Source organism: Polaribacter tangerinus, from assembly GCF_038024095.1.
In the GTDB taxonomy this organism is placed as follows: domain Bacteria; phylum Bacteroidota; class Bacteroidia; order Flavobacteriales; family Flavobacteriaceae; genus Polaribacter; species Polaribacter tangerinus.
Window position 1 is genome coordinate 2,647,563 of sequence record NZ_CP150668.1, and the last position, 16,958, is coordinate 2,664,520.

Below are 16,958 nucleotides of genomic sequence, written 5' to 3' on the forward strand. Positions count from 1 at the left end.
AAGTTTTACAAATGTAAAACTTAGAATGTGGTTTTACAATATTTTTGAAAATAGATTTATAACAAATTATACCTATTAATAGGTATTGATTTCAGCTAAATAAACAACTATTTTTGAATAACCTTAATATATCTCTAATGAAAAAAATTACTTTTTTACTATTCATGTCTTTATCCTTTTCATTTTTTGGACAAGATAAATTAACTTCAAGCATTAACGAATATTTCGATGGAACGGAATGGAAAAATGGCGGGAGAGTTACCTACAGTTACGATGCTAATAATAACCTTATTAATGAAACTTATTATAGTTGGTCTGGCGATGCAAATTGGGCAATTAATGGTAAGCAAACAAATTCTTTTAATAATTTTGGTAAAATTATTGAAAATGTTTACGAAAATATAAATTCAGCTACAGGTATTGTGGTAGATGGATTTAAAACTATTTATACTTACAATAGTGCTCAACAAATTACAGTAATTACAAATCAACAATTAAGTAATGGGGTCTGGATAAACGATACGAGATCTTTACTTTCTTACTCTAATAACAAGATTTCTTTATTAATTGGTGAAAGTTGGAATGGTTCTTCTTGGGAATTTACTGTAGATAGTTCTCAAAATGATGGCTCTTCTAGAGTAACTGTTAACTATGGTGCTAATGGTTTATCTTCAGAATTTATTTATGAAGTATGGGATGGCTCTGGTTGGAGTTTAGATAGTAAAGAGATTTATACATACAATGCTAATAATAAAAATACGCAACAGATTAGTCAGGATTGGAATGGTACAGCGTATACGAATAGTAGTAAAATAGAAAAAACCTATGATAGTAACAACAATTTAATTTTAGAAAAAGAATTCGACTTTACTAATGGTATTTTTACAAGTAATTATGAAGAAAGCTATACTTTTGATACGAGTCAGTTAATGAGTTCAATTACTAACCCTTTTAAAGATATAACAGGTTTTGATGCTTTATCTGGAAATGATAATAATTTTGTTAATAAGATTGTTACTTCTTCAACGGGCTCTAACGACAGAACGACTTACTATTACAATGGTGCAACAGCTAGTATCAAAGAGTTTACCAATTTAAACTTTAGAGCATATCCGAACCCATCTTCAAATGAAGTAACTATAAATGTTGGTAATAAAACATTAAAAAGTGCAGCACTGTATTCTATTCTCGGAAATAAAATACTTTCTACAGAATCAAATAAAATAATAATATCTAACCTCTCTAAAGGAATTTATTTGCTCAAGGTATTTACGTTAGAAGGAGATATTGCTAGCAAAAAAATTATTAAAAATTAATTTTCCTTTTTTAGTTAAAAACATTTTAAGTGTTTACACTTAAAATGTTTTTTTTATTTGATTAAAGTAAAAGTTTGTTTAGCAATTTCAATTTCTTCGTTGGTAGGAATAATTAAAATTTTAACCTTAGAATTTTTAGACTGAATTTCTCTAATTTTATCATTCCTAATTTCATTTTTCTGTAAATCTAAATCAATACCCAAAAAGTCTAAATCTTTACAAGATAAGGCTCTCATGATTGCAGAATTTTCTCCAATACCTGCAGTAAAAATTAAAGCATCTAGTCCGTTTAATACAGCCGTATAACTGCCAATGTATTTTTGAATTCTGTAAGCAGTAAGTTCCAACGCCATTTTACAATTTTCATTGCCTTTTGAGGCTTGTTCAGATATTTCTCTTAAATCAGAATATCCAGTTAATCCCAATAAACCTGACTCTTTTTGAAGTAAATTACTAATATCTTCAGCACTTTTTTTCATTTTCTTCATTAAATAGAAAATAACAGATTGGTCTATATCACCCGATCGTGTTCCCATTATTAAACCATTCATTGGGCCAAAACCTAGCGAGTTTTCAACACTTTTTCCATTTTCAATGGCAGTCATGCTACAGCCATTTCCTAAATGGATGCTAATAATTTTTTTCGCTTTTGCTGTACCGAGATATTCTATAGCTTTCTCAGAAACATACTTATGACTAGTTCCATGAAAACCGTATGAACGAATTTTATGAACATTTAAATATTCTTTTGCAATAGCATATTGATATGCCTTTTGAGGTATTGTTTGATGAAAAGCAGTATCAAAAACGGCTACTTGCAAAGTTTCAGGAAAAATAATTTCTGCAATTTCTATTCCTTTTAAATTCACAGGATTGTGAAGTGGCGCTAAATCAAAAAGGTTTCTAATTTCATTTTTAACAGTCGTATTAATAACTACTGTTTTACTAAACTTTGCACCTCCATGAACAACTCTGTGTCCTACAGCTTCAATTTCACTTACACTAGTTATAACGCCTAATTTAACATCTAATAATGTATCGACAATTTTTTTTAAGCCTACTTCATGATTTAAAATTGCTAGTTTTTCAGTTTGTGAACTTGCTTTTTTTTTGTGCGTAAAAATTGCATCATTCGTTCCAATTCTTTCTATCAAACCAACGCATTTTACCTGCTCTGATGGCATTTTAATCACCTGATACTTTAGTGACGAAGAGCCTGCGTTTAAAACTAAAATGTTCATAATTATTTTTGATTTGCCTGAATAGCAGTTAATAAGACAGTGTTAAAAATATCGTCTACAGTACAACCTCTACTTAAATCGTTTACAGGTTTGTTTAGTCCTTGTAACATTGGACCAATAGCCAATGCACCAGTTTCTCTTTGTATTGCTTTGTAGGTATTGTTTCCGGTATTTAAATCAGGAAATATAAGTACAGAAGCTTGTCCAGCAACCTCTGAATCTGGCATTTTAGTTTGCGCAACATTCATGTCTACAGCAGCATCATATTGTATAGGACCTTCAATTTTTAGGTTTGGAAATTTATTTTTTACCAATGCGGTTGCAGCTCTTACTTTTTCTACTTCTTCTCCTTTTCCAGATTTTCCAGAAGAGTAGGATAACATGGCAATTTTTGCTTTTATGCCAAATGCTTCGGCAGATGCAGCAGACGAGATAGCAATTTCTGCTAATTGGGCAGCATCAGGGTTTGGGTTTACAGCGCAATCTCCCATTACAGAAACTCTGTCGGATAAACACATAAAAAACACTGACGAAACTACAGAAACCCCTGGTTTTGTTTTTATAAGTTGTAAAGCAGGTTTAATTGTATGTTGTGTGGTATGTGCCGCACCCGAGACCATGCCATCCGCTAAACCATTTAATATCATTAAAGTACCAAAATAAGAAACATCTCTTACCAAATCGTTTGCAGTAGTTTCTGTCATACCTTTGTGTTTCCTAGCTTCGAATAATGTTTTTTCGAACTGTTTGTTGTAAATCGAATTTTCAGGATTTAGAATTGATATTTTATCTAAATCTATTTGTAATCCTAGCTGATCGCAAGTTAATTGAATCATCTTTTTATCACCTAAAATAGTTAAATCTACTATATCTAACAGTTGTAAGCGGGCAGCAGCTCTTATGATGCGTTCATCATTTCCTTCAGGTAAAACTATATGTTTGCGTTGTTTTTTTGCCTTTTGTAACAAATTATATTGAAACATGCTCGGTGTTAATTTATCTGAGATAAATGCACTTAGAGTTTTTGAAAGATTTTCTACATTTACATAAGTATCGAAAGTATCTAATGAGAGTAGTATTTTTTTACTGTGTCCAGCATATATTTTTGGTTTTACATTTCCAATTTTATTGGTAACCTTAAAAGTTCCTCCGTTTACAGATATAATTGGTACAGTAGACTGCACACCTTCAATTAATTTTAAAATTGATGGCTCTGGTAAAAGACCACCTGTTAAAATAATACCTGCAATTTTGGGATAGTTTTTAGAGGCATTTGCTTGCAGTGCTCCTAAAATAATATCGGCCCTGTCTCCAGGAGTAATTACAAGCGAATTATTTTTTATTCGGGTTAAATAATTTCGAAGCTGCATAGCACCACTACTAAAACTACCAATGGAGTTGTCTAAAAACTGCTCACCAAATAATATTTTTCCTTTGAGCGCCTCACTAACTTCTCTAACAGAAGGATTTGCTAAAAAACTGTTCTTAGGAATTACATCTATTTGTACAGTTTTCGGAATTACTTTTGAGAGTGTTTTTTTTATAAAATCTACCTCGTCCTTTTTGGTTTTATTGGCAATTATACCGATAACATCTACTTCTTTTTCTATAAACTCTTTATAAATTAGTTGTAGTGTATTTACAAATTCCTTTTTTGTTTTATTGTTTCCAGAGCCAACAATAAGAACTGGTACTCCTAAATTTTTTGCAATCGCTAAATTTACATCGAGTTCTGTAAAACCACCTTTGCCAGAAAAATCGCTCCCTTCAACAAGCACATAGTCATACTTAGCTTCTAATCTTTTATACTTATCAATAATAGAATGAATAACTTCATCAAATTTCCCTTCACTTAAATGCTCTATCACGTCAGATTGATCAAAGGCATAGCAGTCTTCATGAGAGCAGTCTAAATTAAAAAATTCAATAGCTGTTTGGATATGATTATCTAATGCTGATTTATTTTTCTTATGAATTATGGGCCTAAAATAACCAACTTTAGAAGATTTTGTTAGCATCATTCTTAGAATTCCTAGTGATACTAAAGATTTTCCGCTATTGGGTTCTATAGTAGTTATATAGATAGATTTGTTTTTCATAAATTATATTTTTGAACCTACACAGAATGGTTTTATGATAAAGCTTTTTAAAGAAGCATATCCATTTAATTAAGGTACACATCAAAATTGATTTCTATTTCTTAGTATTAGTTTAACCATTTTATAACTTTCTCAAAAATGATTACATCAGTAAATTTATAATTGATGTGTTTATAATGACATTTAATAATCTAGAAAGCCTTTTTACTATAATGGTAATTGGTTTTTTTACAGATACTACTTTTTACACTTGCAAAACGCCCATATTAAATTGCTTTTCTATAGGAGCATTATTTGCGGCTTCTATTCCCATGGAAATCCATGTTCTAGTTTCCAAAGGGTTGATAACTCCATCTGTCCAAATTCTTGAAGCAGCATAATACGGAGAAACCTGCGCATCGTATTTCGATTTAATTTTTTCAAATAATTCTGCTTCTTTTTCGGGAGTAATTTCTTCACCTCGTTTTTTTAGAGAAGCAGTTTCTATTTGAAGTAATACTTTTGCAGCAGAATTTCCACTCATAACAGCTAATTCTGCCGATGGCCAAGCAACAATTAATCTTGGGTCATAAGCTTTTCCGCACATTGCATAATTTCCTGCTCCGTAGGAGTTTCCTATAATTACCGTAAATTTTGGCACTACAGAGTTACTTACAGCATTTACCATTTTTGCTCCGTCTTTAATAATTCCGCCATGTTCAGACTTAGAGCCAACCATAAAGCCAGTTACATCTTGTAGGAAAAGTAGAGGTATTTTTTTCTGATTGCAATTCGCAATAAATCGAGTAGCTTTGTCTGCAGAATCATTATATATTACTCCACCAAATTGCATTTCACCCTTTTTTGTTTTTACCAATTTACGCTGATTTGCTACAATTCCAACCGCCCAACCATCTATTCTTGCATAGCCAGTTATTATTGTTTTTCCGTATCCCTCTTTATATTGTTCAAATTCAGAATTGTCTACTAAACGTTTAATAATTTCCAACATATCATATTGAGCATTTCGTTCTTTAGGTAAAATGCCAAATATATCCTCTTGGTTTTCTTTAGGGAGTAGCGCTTCTTTTTTATTAAAACCTGCTTTTGGAGAATCTCCAATTTTATCTACAATAAATTTTATTTTATCTAAAGCATCTTTATCATCTTTTGCTTTATAATCTGTTACACCAGAAATTTCACAATGTGTAGTTGCGCCACCCAAAGTTTCATTGTCTATAGATTCTCCTATTGCCGCTTTTACTAAGTAGCTTCCGGCAAGAAAAATACTAGCAGTTTTATCTACTATTATTGCCTCGTCACTCATTATTGGTAAATAAGCTCCACCGGCTACACAGCTTCCCATAACGGCAGAAATTTGTGTAATTCCCATACTGCTCATTATAGCATTATTTCTAAAAATTCTGCCAAAATGTTCTTTATCAGGAAAAATCTCATCCTGCATTGGTAGGTAAACACCTGCAGAATCTACCAAATAAATAATCGGAATTTTATTCTCTATTGATATTTCTTGTGCACGTAAATTCTTTTTACCTGTAATAGGAAACCATGCGCCTGCTTTTACAGTTGCATCATTTGCTACAACAATACACTGCTTTCCTCTAATATATCCTATTTTTACGATAACACCACCCGAAGGACATCCACCGTGTTTTTCATACATTCCTTCACCTGCGAAAGCTCCAATTTCTATAGATTTTGTTGAGCTATCTAATAAATAGTCAACTCTTTCTCGAGCGGTCATTTTTCCTTTTTCGTGAAGTTTATCTATTCTTTTTTGTCCACCTCCTAATTTTACTTTTGCAAAGCGTTTCTTTAAATCTGAGACAAGTAGTTTGTTATAATCTTCGTTTTTATTGAAGTTGATATCCATAGAATTGTTCTTCTTAATTTACAGCGAATTTAAGAAATATTAAGTGTTTTCTCTTATTTCTACTTTTTCTATTTGTATAAATGTTTCTTAAAATTAAATTCTCAATTTTCTTTTCTTACCTTCTCAAAAGTGAGAAGTTTCCTTTTTTGTTGATTATTGGTTTGTTATTATCTGCAGGTACAAGTGTAATATTATACCAATAATCGTCTGATGGGAGTAGTTTGCTGTTGTATGTTCCGTTCCATCCGTTGCTATCTATTGGTATTTCTGCTACGAGTTTACCGAATCTGTTAAAGATGGTAATTTTGGCATTAGGATAAAATGTTTTGTTGGCACCTTTTATAATCCAAGTATCATTTTTACCATCTCCATTAGGGGTAAAAAATTTAGGGAATTGCAATACAGATAATTGCAAAGTAGCATCAGGAGCACAGCCATTTTTATCATTTACAATTAGGGTATAAATTCCGCCTTCTAAGTTTTCAAAGATTGTTTCATCTTGAAAAGGAGTAGTGGTATTTAGATCTTCATTTCTCAGTGCAAATTGGTAGTTGCCAATTCCGATATTATTGGATATGGTATCAATAGAAACAGAGAGGTTATTTTCTCGATTCAAGGCATTTGCTTCATCAACAATTGTTACAAAGCTTCTTTCTATCGTTGCAGGATTAGAAGCGTTTACGGTTATGGTTTGACTTCTAGAGCAATTGGTTCCGTTGGTAGTGGTTGCGGTAACGGTGTAATTTCCTCCTTTGTTAATAGGCGCTGTTTGTGTATTCGCTACAATATTACCCAGCGCATCGGTCCATAGATAGTTGTAAATTCCTGCGGGATTTTCAGCTTCAAGAAACATTGGAGTATCATTTAAACAAATAATTTGCGGACTCGTAATAGCAAAGCTAGGTAAAGGGTTTACGATTACTTGAAAAGAGGCATCATCGTTTACACATCCAGTAGCTTTGTTTTGTATGCGCACAAAAAAGGTTTCTGTGGTATTGGTGTTTGTATATGGCGATGCTACGGCGTTTGTACCGTTGGTTGCTTGTTGTGGTGTTTTGTGAAAGGTTACCTCAAAATCGTCTGTGTCTTGAGAAGCACCAAGGAGTTTTGGAATTTGACTGTCTAAATCAATGGATTGAATAATTCCGTTTGTATCATCACCATCTGCATCATCATCGCAATAGGAGAGATTAGAGACAGGCGTAAACACAGGTTCTTTATTAATAATTACTTTAAAATTAGAGAGGTAGTTTACACAATTAGTTTCGGTATTTACAATTCGTACATAAATTGTTTCTTGGTATGGTGTTGTGTTTTCTATGGGAGAACTCAGCGGATTATTTCCGTTTTGAGCTTCTAAAAATTCTCTGTGATAGGTAATCTTAAATTTGGTAGGATCTTGAGTGCCAAGAATAGTACTTGTTTGTAATTCTAGATTGATGTTTTTAGAGTAACCGTTAATAGCCGAACCATCTAAGGCATCATCACAGACTTCTAAATCTGAGACAAAGTTTGCTGTAGGAACTTTATTAACAATTACAAAGAAAGAGGTGTGGTCTGTAAAACAACCGGTAATTTTATTGGTAACTCGAACAAATATTTCTTGCTGGTCTTTGGTGGTGTTTTTAAAAGGAGAAGCAAGCGGATTGCTGCCAGAGTTGGCTTCTTCTGCCGATTTGTGGTAGGTAACCTCAAAATCGGAAGGAGATTGAGAGCTGCCTAAAATACGCGCATCGTTGTCGGTAAGCATAAAACCGTCTACAAAACCATCCGTAGAGAGTCCGCTAACAGCATCATCACACAAGGTTAAATTTTCTGCAGCATTGGCAATTGGAACAGAATTTGTTTTTAAATATAGTTCTCCAGTTCCCGTACAGTTATTATTATTTTTATTAGTTATTTTAAAGTAAATGGTTTGTCTTGAAATATTGGAAGGAAAACCAATATTTCTGTAGTTAGAAATATCATTAATAGGCTTAATAGCAGCAGTTCTGTTGGATATTGTTTCATAAAAATTTACAGATAAGTTTGGTTGAAGTGCGGCTGGAAAAAAGTTAAGAATCTCTTGTTTAGCATTACTAAAATCGAAATTGGTAATTCCGTCAGTATCATCATTTAAAGCACCATTAGTTCCATCTTCTTGAAGAAAATCATCACAAACCGGTGCAAATTCTTTAAAATAAGCTACATCAGCAGCTGCTTCTACTTCAATTTCTATTTTAGAGATAGTGTAACAACCATCATTAGAAATTGTACGAACCCAAGCATTTCCATTCGTATTAACAAGGTAGCGAATTTTATCTGTAACTTGTGGAGTACCTGCAATAGCATCGGCTTCTGAAGCATAATACTCAAAAGTATTGTTATTAGCATCCGCTGAAATAGAGATTTCAGCTTGTGTTAAATTTACAGTAGAAATTCTATCTAAATCATTATCACATTGTTTTAGTGTAACAATCGGAGTTACCACAGGCGCCAAATTTACCTTTACAGAAATAGCATTAGAAGTACTTGTACAACTATTTCCGTTTCTCATTAACTTTACGCGAAACTGTTGATTGTTAAGAGAAGTTGAGGTGTTTGTAATGATTAATTGATTACTGTTTACACCACTAAAAGTTGCATTATTTGTAACCATTTGCCACGTAACACCATTGTTTGTAGAGGTTTCCCATACAAAGGAATCGGCATTGGAATTTATAATAATATTGCTTTTAGTATTTTCGCAAAGTACCACGTTTTCAAAAGGTGTATTTATGTTAATTGGTGCAGCGATTGTATAGTTCGAATTTGGAAGCGTGTAACCATTAGTATTATTTATTACTTTACCATTTGTATTCACTAGAAAAGGAGAGCCGTCTAAAAAACCATCATTATTTTGGTCTGTAAAACCAGCTTCAGTTACATCATTACAGCCATCATTATCTGAGTCTGATGACAGGAAATTAAAAATTAAATCATTGTCGGTGTTTAAAATATTGTAGTTAAGAGAAAGCGTTTTTGCGTCTGGTATATTCTCTAAAGAGTCGACCAAACCATTTTTACCTACTAATAAGTTAGCGTTGTCTATGATGCCATCTAAATCTGTGTCTAAATTATGTCCGGCCTCTGTGGTATCAAAAATTCCATCATTATCTGAGTCTATGTCTACATAGTTTTTAATGCTATCACCATCAATATCTAAATTTATGGCGGCTTCGAAAAAGTCATCCAATCCATCTTCATTTGCATCTGTTCCAGATAAAGAAACTGGCTGCCCGAAAGCCTCTATCATATCTGGTATACCATCGTTGTCTGAGTCTAAATCAAACATGTTTTCTACACCATCACTATCAGAATCGAGAGAAAAACAGCTAAGAGAAACATTACCAAAAAACTTGGATTGAGCGGTTAATGCATTCGATTTGTGAGAAAAGGTAACTTCAGAAATTTGACTAGCAATAAATTTAAATGTGCTATTTGTTCCGCTTAAATTTGAAGCATATTTAAAACGAATTTCTGATGCAGTAAAAATAGTAATGCCTGATTCGAATATTCCATCGAAATTGGTATCTACCAAAAGTTGATTACCTGGATTTAAAAGTGTAGTGTTTTTTGAATTTGGAGATACTTTTACTACAAAGTATTCGCCCTCCGAAATTACATGATCTTCTTGGTCGTTTTGTTTTATTTCAATATTAACTGCTTGATTAAACGTTAATAAATAGTTACTTTCTGAGTCTGTACTAGCTTGTAGGGTAGAGTTAAAATTACCGTTTGAATCACCTGTAATAGTATTTGCGGAACCTGAACTATTCTTTTGATTAAAACTAGCAGTTATCATTGTAGCGTTGGAAGTTCCATCTTTAAAAAGAGTAACAGGTTGTAAAATTGTAGATAGATTTAAAACAGCATTACCCGAAGATTCCTCACAATTGGTAATACCGTCGTTATCGGCATCAATATCTAGGTTATCAATAACACCATCTCCATCAAAATCATCAGGACAAATACTTACTGGTACAATTACAGATTCAAACTCTGTCATCGTACAACTTATAAAAGCTCTTAATACATAGTTGCCAGGTTCGGATGGCGTAAATGTATTGGTAGAAATTCCTGTGGCTTTAAAACCGCCACCTAAACCGTCATCATAAAACCATTCGAAGCTATCAAATATATCTGTGTTTGCTGCTTCTAATTTCACATTAGGAATACAGTTTCCCGTAGCGGCAACAGTGGTGTTGAAATTAATTTCTGGAGCCGTTGGAAACCCCGAGTAAAAGCTCCCAGAAGTGGCGGCACCATTAAAATTAAAATAAGCACAATACAGTTCATCACTGCTTTCTATGGAAGTATTACCTGTTAAATTAATAATTTTATAGGTAACGTAGTTCGGATTTCCAGTTACATCAAATGGGCCAGAAGTAGTAAAGTTATCGAGCGGTAAATTATTAATTGTTACCGTTGCACCTTTGTTGGTAACTATGGTTATACCACCATTAAAAATAGTACTTCCAATAGCTTCTATAGTTGGAATTTCGTCTACTTTTCCTCTATTTTCACAACTTAAAGGAGGAACAAAAAAGAGACCTTGATTGGCTTCGCTATTATTGGCACCCACACCTTGGTAAGCAAAAACATTTTTAGAAGTTTTTAAATACATGTTCCCATCAGAATTGTAGTTATTCCCTTCAATTAAAAAATATTCTCCAGCTTGTATAGTTGTAGTTGCCGTATTACCGTTAATACTAATTGAGGTATTATTTTCATGGGCAACAATTAACACATTTTCCCAATTATTGGAACCGTCTCCTTTTACAAAAATATATTCATCACCAATTTTAGAGATATCCACAATTTGGTCTATACCATAATCTCGACCACCACCATTATGAAAACTACCGTTTGTAGAGCCTACATTGGCAACAATATTTTTGTCTGAGCTAATAAGTGTTCCTATTAAACCAACTCTATTTATAGTGCTATCAAATGAATTTGTAGCAATAATGTAGCTTTCTCCTTCGTTTAAATTGATAGAAATAGGCAAGGTACCTGTGTAGTTTTTTATGGTAATATTAGTTGGAATATCAGAAAAGGTAATGTTCGTATTATTTTCTGTAGCCATTACCGATATAAAATTTAAGTAATTATCCTGCGGATTTTCATTTGTGAACATTCCTGCTCTAAAAATTTTACCTAACGCTGCGTTTCCTTTACTAACTAATGCGCCTGCTTGTGCGTTACTACCAGCCATTACTCTTACAGAAACATACACCACATCACTAGCTTCTATAATAAATCCTTTATTATTTGTGATGGTGCTAGTCGTATTTGAAGGTTGAAAAAGTTGCGTTTCTCCATTTCCTATATATATTTCTTGCGGATTGTTTTTAGACACAATTCCGTTTAAAGTATTTGTAAGTCCGACTTGTTTAATTGTATAACTTACATTATTATTTTTAGGGGTTGATATGTATATAAATTGATTTTCTGGATTTGCATTACCAAACTCTGAATTAGTTAATGGAGGAATAAAATGTTTTTTACTCAGCTGAGCCGATAAAGAAATTGAGCACAAAAAACCTATTAAAATAACTATGTTGAGTTTGAAATTGTTTCTATACATTTTATGATAAAAATAAATACAGTATTTTTTTTAAAAATAGTAATAATTCAAATACCAAACAGAAAAGTTTTTAGATTTTAAATTTTTATTTTTAAATGTATCATATCCCATAGAAATATTTTCCTTGGTAAATAAAAAATAATAGTGTAACTTTGTATCTAATTTTAAAACCATAATAATGAAAACTAACAAAATTATATTCTACGTATCTACGGGTTTGTTAACTGTTTTAATGCTTTTTTCTGTAAGCATGTATATTTTCGATAACCAAAATATGCAAGCATCTTTTACAAAGTTTAATTTTCCTACTTATTTAATTTATCCTTTAGCTTTTGCTAAAATTCTTGGTTTAATTGCTATATGGTTTATTAAAAATAGATCGATAAAAGAGTGGGCTTATGCTGGCTTTTTCTTTAATTTTGTATTGGCATTTTTTGCTCATTTCATGATTTCAGATGGAGAACATATGGGGGCTTTAATAGCTACTGTACTAGTTTTGATATCTTATTATTACAGCAAAAAAATAGCGTAAAGATTAGCATTATAAGTGCTTCTGAAATCAAGAGAAAGAAATTTCTTAATCATTCAATTAAAAAAACATTTTCATGAAAAAAATATTAGCTTTTGCAGGCAGCACAAGTAGTACTTCTATTAATAAAAGATTAATCACTTTTACTGTAAATAATTTAAAAAACACTCTTTTTGATATTGTAGATCTAAAAGATTTAAATGTACCAATTTATAGTGAAGATGAGGAGAAAGAAAACGGATTTCCAGAAGACATTGTTACGTTTTCTAATGCTTTAGATTCTTATGATGCTTTTATAGTTTCTTTGGCAGAGCATAATGGAACATATTCAGCAGCCTTTAAAAATATTTTTGATTGGGTTTCTCGAGTTAATGGTAATGTTTTTAGAGATAAGCCTTTACTATTAATGGCAGCTTCTCCTGGTGGAATGGGAGGTCGGTTTGTTTTAGCCGCGGCAGAGCAACGTTTTCCTAGGCACGGTGCTAAAGAAGTAAGTACCTTTTCTTTTCCAAATTTTAGCGAAAATTTTAAGCACGAAAAAATTGTAAATCCTGATTTATTAGACGCACTTAAAAAGAAAATTCAACAATTAGAAATTTTAGTAAATAGCTAATTGTTGTAATTTTTGCACAAAAAATTGAACATCGAATTGTAAAATATGGGAGACATTTCTAACGACATAAAGTCGAAATTTAAAAACGAAAAAATAAAAGCTTATATCAATCTAAAGTATACGGCAAATTGGTTGAATAGTAAAGAGAATGAGTTCTTTAAACCTTACGGAATTTCCCCACAACAATATAATATTCTCAGAATTTTAAGAGGCGCGAAGAAAGAAATGAAGGTTCAGGTAATTAAAGAAAGAATGATTGAACGTTCGCCGAATGCCACCAGATTAATGGATAAGTTATTTGAAAAAAAATATATTAAAAGGTCACGTTGCAAGCACGACAGAAGAGTGGTGTATGTATCAATTTCGAAAGAAGGTTTAGCTATTTTAGAAGAAATAGATGTAAACAAGAACTTAGAATATTTTGAAAATCTTACCTCCGAAGAAGCAACCATACTAAGCGATTTATTAGACAAAATACGTTAATTGTTTATCAATATAACAAGAAAAGTACCTTTTAATTATGGAAAAAAAACTTAAAACCATTCAGCATTTAGTTCCAAGTCCGCTTGTTAACATGGGACCAATAAGACTAAGACAGCCTCTGCCAAGTGAAGGAATAGAAAATGTAGACCCTTTTCTATTATTACATCATTATGGTCCATATGCTATATCAGAATTTAACAACCCTTTCGATTTGGGTCCGCATCCTCATAGGGGGTTTGAACCCATAACCATACTGTTTAAAGGTGAGCAGTTACACAGAGATTCACTTGGTAATGAAATGATTGTAAAGGCAGGAGATGTTCAATGGACTACTGCAGGTCGTGGAATTATTCATGCTGAAGCCCCTACCAAAGAGTTTGTAAAAAAGGGTGGAGATTTAGAGGGAATTCAGTTATGGTTAAATTTACCAGCTAAATATAAAATGAGTACGCCCAATTATCAACATTTAAAAAAAGAACAAATACCAATATTAACTTCAGAAGACAATAACGTTTCATTACAAATTATTGCGGGTAGTCAAGCAGATAAAGTAGGGCTAATTACCACGCAAACTCCTGTTAATGTTTTTACAGGGAAAGCCTCTAAATCAGGTAAAATGGATGTCTTGCTTCCAGAAAATCATCTGTCTTTGGTATATCTATTAGATGGAGAATTGCTAATAAACAATACAGAAACTTTAGTTAAAGGCGGTAATCAAATGATAACATTTCATAAAGAGGGTACTTATTTTTCTTTGGAAGCAATAAATAACGCAAACTTTCTAATATTGTCTGGGAAAGAAATTAACGAAAAAGTTACGCAATATGGTCCTTATGTGATGAATACACAAACAGAAATATTAGAGGCTATGAGAGATTATCAACAAGGTAAAATGGGATATTTATATTAGAATTTGGGCGTTCCTTTTTCTAAATGAAAATAGAAAAAGTCGTGCTTTTCACGATATCTTTTTTGTAAAAAACAAAAAAGGATGTTGTTTCAATCACTAACGCAAAAAGAGTTTAGTATTTACTACATTTATAGTATAGCATATTAAAAGTCAAAGAATCAATTTCTTTGACTTTTTCTTTTCAAAAAATAAACATATCTTGCCATATATTATGCATGCATAATAAATGTAATCCCAAAAATATGAAATACAAACATATATTCGAGCCGTTAGATTTAGGTTTTACCACTTTAAAAAATAGAATTTTAATGGGTTCTATGCATACTGGTTTAGAAGAAGAGAAAAACGGTATAGAACGGATTGCAGCCTATTATGCAGAACGCGCCAAAGGAGGAGTAGGTTTAATTGTTACTGGAGGAATTTCTCCAAATATACAAGGTTGGACAGCCCCTTTCGCAGCAAGAATGTCTTCTAAAAAACATGCAAAAGAACATCAAAAAATTACAGATGCTGTACATAAAGAAGGAGGTAAAATTTGCATGCAAATATTGCATTCGGGTAGTTATGGTTACCATCCGCTTAATGTAGCACCTTCAAAAATTAAGGCTCCAATTAACCCATTTAAGCCTTTCAAGTTAAAAGAATCCGGAATTAATAGAACTATCAAAGATTTTGTAAACTCAGCTAAACTGTCTAAAGAAGCAGGTTATGACGGTGTAGAAATAATGGGGTCTGAAGGGTACTTAATTAACCAATTTATTGTAAAAAGAACTAATAAAAGAACCGATTCTTGGGGTGGCGATTATAAAAATAGAATGCGTTTACCTATAGAAATTGTAAAAAAAATAAGAGAAGCTGTCGGAACTAATTTTATAATTATTTACAGACTTTCTATGCTAGATTTAGTAGAAAACGGAAGTTCTTGGCAAGAAGTGGTTACACTAGGGAAAGAGATAGAAAAAGCAGGTGCCACTATTATAAATACAGGAATTGGCTGGCATGAGGCAAGAATACCAACTATTGCTACTTCGGTTCCAAGAGCTGCATTTACTTGGGTGACTAAAAAAATGAAAGAAGAATTAAATGTTCCTCTAATAACTTCTAACAGAATTAATATGCCAGAAACTGCAGAACAAATTTTAGCCTCTGGCGATGCAGATATAATTTCTATGGCTCGTCCCTTTTTAGCAGATGCTTACTGGGTTGCTAAAGCTAAAGAAGATAGGTCTGCAGAAATAAATACTTGTATTGGTTGTAATCAGGCATGTTTAGACCATGTTTTTCAGCAAAAAGTAGCAAGTTGTTTGGTAAATCCTAGAGCTTGTCATGAAACAGAGTTAATCTATCATCCTACAGAAAAAGTAAAAAAGATAGCCGTTATTGGGGCAGGACCTGCAGGATTGGCCGCGGCAACAATAGCAGCTCAAAGAGGGCATTTAGTAACCTTATTTGATGCAGATTCAGAAATTGGAGGTCAATTTAACATGGCAAAAAAAATTCCAGGGAAAGAGGAGTTTTATGAAACATTACGCTATTTTAAAAAGCAAATAGACCTTCATGCAGTAACTTTAAAACTAAATACAAAAGTTGCGGTATCTGATTTAAAAGAGTTAGATTTTGACGAATTTGTAATAGCAACAGGTATACAACCTAGAAATTTAAACATTCCCGGAGTACACCACAAGAAAGTTTTAAGTTATATAGAGGTACTTAAGCATCACAAACCAGTTGGTAAAAGAGTGGCTGTCATTGGCGCAGGTGGCATTGGATTCGATGTATCAGAATATTTAACACATCAGGGAACCTCTTCTTCATTAAATATAGATGAATGGTTAAAGGAATGGGGAATTGATAAGTCTTTAAAAGCAAGAGCAGGTATAGAAGGAATAAAACCTCATTTTGAACCTGCTGCTAGAGAAGTTTTTATGTTTAAAAGAAGTGCTGGTAAATTTGGTGGGAACTTAGGAAAAACAACTGGTTGGATCCATAGAAGTACACTAAAAAAGAAAAAAGTAACATTTATAGGAGAGGTTAGCTACACTAAAATAGATGATGAAGGACTACATTATATTAAAGATAAAGAAAATAAGGTTTTAAAAGTTGATAATATAGTGATTTGTGCAGGGCAAATACCTTATAAACAGCTTTATCAGCCACTGTTAGATTTAGGTAAAAAAGTTCATGTTATTGGAGGCGCAGATTTTGCAGGCGAGTTAGATGCAAAAAGGGCTATAAAACAAGGTGCAACTTTAGCGGCTAAATTGTAATGATTTCTTATTTTTGTAA

General features: G+C 32.4%; 10 protein-coding genes. 6 read left to right on the plus strand and 4 right to left on the minus strand.

The annotated features are described in order from the left end of the window. Positions 1 to 137: 137 nt before the first annotated feature. Positions 138 to 1,316, plus strand: a complete 1,179-nt coding sequence (locus WHD54_RS11635) for a T9SS type A sorting domain-containing protein (RefSeq protein ID WP_088324757.1) — start codon at positions 138 to 140, stop codon at positions 1,314 to 1,316. Positions 1,317 to 1,369: 53 nt separating this feature from the next. Here WHD54_RS11635 and WHD54_RS11640 read toward each other — a convergent pair whose 3' ends face one another. The 4 genes from WHD54_RS11640 to WHD54_RS11655 all read right to left on the minus strand — a co-directional run bounded on the left by WHD54_RS11640 (position 1,370) and on the right by WHD54_RS11655 (position 12,137). After that, positions 1,370 to 2,557: an acetate/propionate family kinase gene (locus WHD54_RS11640; protein WP_088324756.1), complete on the minus strand. Its 1,188-nt coding sequence runs from the start codon at positions 2,555 to 2,557 to the stop codon at positions 1,370 to 1,372. A gap of 2 nt (positions 2,558 to 2,559) precedes the next feature. Beyond that, positions 2,560 to 4,656, minus strand: a complete 2,097-nt coding sequence (pta, locus tag WHD54_RS11645; RefSeq protein ID WP_088324755.1) for a phosphate acetyltransferase — start codon at positions 4,654 to 4,656, stop codon at positions 2,560 to 2,562. Between the two features lie 244 nt (positions 4,657 to 4,900). After that, positions 4,901 to 6,529, minus strand: a complete 1,629-nt coding sequence (locus WHD54_RS11650; protein WP_088324754.1) for an acyl-CoA carboxylase subunit beta — start codon at positions 6,527 to 6,529, stop codon at positions 4,901 to 4,903. Positions 6,530 to 6,644: 115 nt separating this feature from the next. Beyond that, a complete protein-coding gene (locus WHD54_RS11655) occupies positions 6,645 to 12,137 on the minus strand; it encodes a T9SS type B sorting domain-containing protein (protein ID WP_340767417.1) in 5,493 nt (1,830 codons plus the stop codon). A 178-nt stretch (positions 12,138 to 12,315) separates the two neighbouring features. Between WHD54_RS11655 and WHD54_RS11660 the strand changes: the two genes are divergently transcribed. The 5 genes from WHD54_RS11660 (at position 12,316) to WHD54_RS11680 (ending at position 16,939) form a co-directional block, all read left to right on the plus strand. After that, positions 12,316 to 12,669: a DoxX family protein gene (locus WHD54_RS11660; protein ID WP_088324904.1), complete on the plus strand. Its 354-nt coding sequence runs from the start codon at positions 12,316 to 12,318 to the stop codon at positions 12,667 to 12,669. Between the two features lie 73 nt (positions 12,670 to 12,742). Beyond that, complete coding sequence (locus tag WHD54_RS11665; protein ID WP_088324903.1) at positions 12,743 to 13,279, plus strand: NADPH-dependent FMN reductase; 537 nt, start codon at positions 12,743 to 12,745, stop codon at positions 13,277 to 13,279. Between the two features lie 45 nt (positions 13,280 to 13,324). Further along, positions 13,325 to 13,762, plus strand: a complete 438-nt coding sequence (locus WHD54_RS11670) for a MarR family winged helix-turn-helix transcriptional regulator (protein WP_088324902.1) — start codon at positions 13,325 to 13,327, stop codon at positions 13,760 to 13,762. A 37-nt stretch (positions 13,763 to 13,799) separates the two neighbouring features. Continuing rightward, positions 13,800 to 14,672 (plus strand): pirin family protein, encoded by an 873-nt coding sequence (locus tag WHD54_RS11675; RefSeq protein WP_088324901.1) that lies wholly within the window; start codon positions 13,800 to 13,802, stop codon positions 14,670 to 14,672. A gap of 242 nt (positions 14,673 to 14,914) precedes the next feature. Then, the gene (locus WHD54_RS11680; protein WP_088324907.1) at positions 14,915 to 16,939 is read left to right on the plus strand and encodes an NADPH-dependent 2,4-dienoyl-CoA reductase; all 2,025 of its coding nucleotides are present in this window, start codon (positions 14,915 to 14,917) and stop codon (positions 16,937 to 16,939) included. Positions 16,940 to 16,958 lie beyond the last annotated feature (19 nt).

Bases quoted from the DNA above. Each gene is read 5' to 3' on its own strand.
- WHD54_RS11635 (WP_088324757.1), top strand. From the start codon at position 138: ATGAAAAAAATTACTTTTTTACTATTCATGTCTTTATCCTTTTCATTT.
- WHD54_RS11640 (WP_088324756.1), bottom strand. From the start codon at position 2,557: ATGAACATTTTAGTTTTAAACGCAGGCTCTTCGTCACTAAAGTATCAG.
- pta (WP_088324755.1), bottom strand. From the start codon at position 4,656: ATGAAAAACAAATCTATCTATATAACTACTATAGAACCCAATAGCGGA.
- WHD54_RS11650 (WP_088324754.1), bottom strand. From the start codon at position 6,529: ATGGATATCAACTTCAATAAAAACGAAGATTATAACAAACTACTTGTC.
- WHD54_RS11655 (WP_340767417.1), bottom strand. From the start codon at position 12,137: ATGTATAGAAACAATTTCAAACTCAACATAGTTATTTTAATAGGTTTT.
- WHD54_RS11660 (WP_088324904.1), top strand. From the start codon at position 12,316: ATGAAAACTAACAAAATTATATTCTACGTATCTACGGGTTTGTTAACT.
- WHD54_RS11665 (WP_088324903.1), top strand. From the start codon at position 12,743: ATGAAAAAAATATTAGCTTTTGCAGGCAGCACAAGTAGTACTTCTATT.
- WHD54_RS11670 (WP_088324902.1), top strand. From the start codon at position 13,325: ATGGGAGACATTTCTAACGACATAAAGTCGAAATTTAAAAACGAAAAA.
- WHD54_RS11675 (WP_088324901.1), top strand. From the start codon at position 13,800: ATGGAAAAAAAACTTAAAACCATTCAGCATTTAGTTCCAAGTCCGCTT.
- WHD54_RS11680 (WP_088324907.1), top strand. From the start codon at position 14,915: ATGAAATACAAACATATATTCGAGCCGTTAGATTTAGGTTTTACCACT.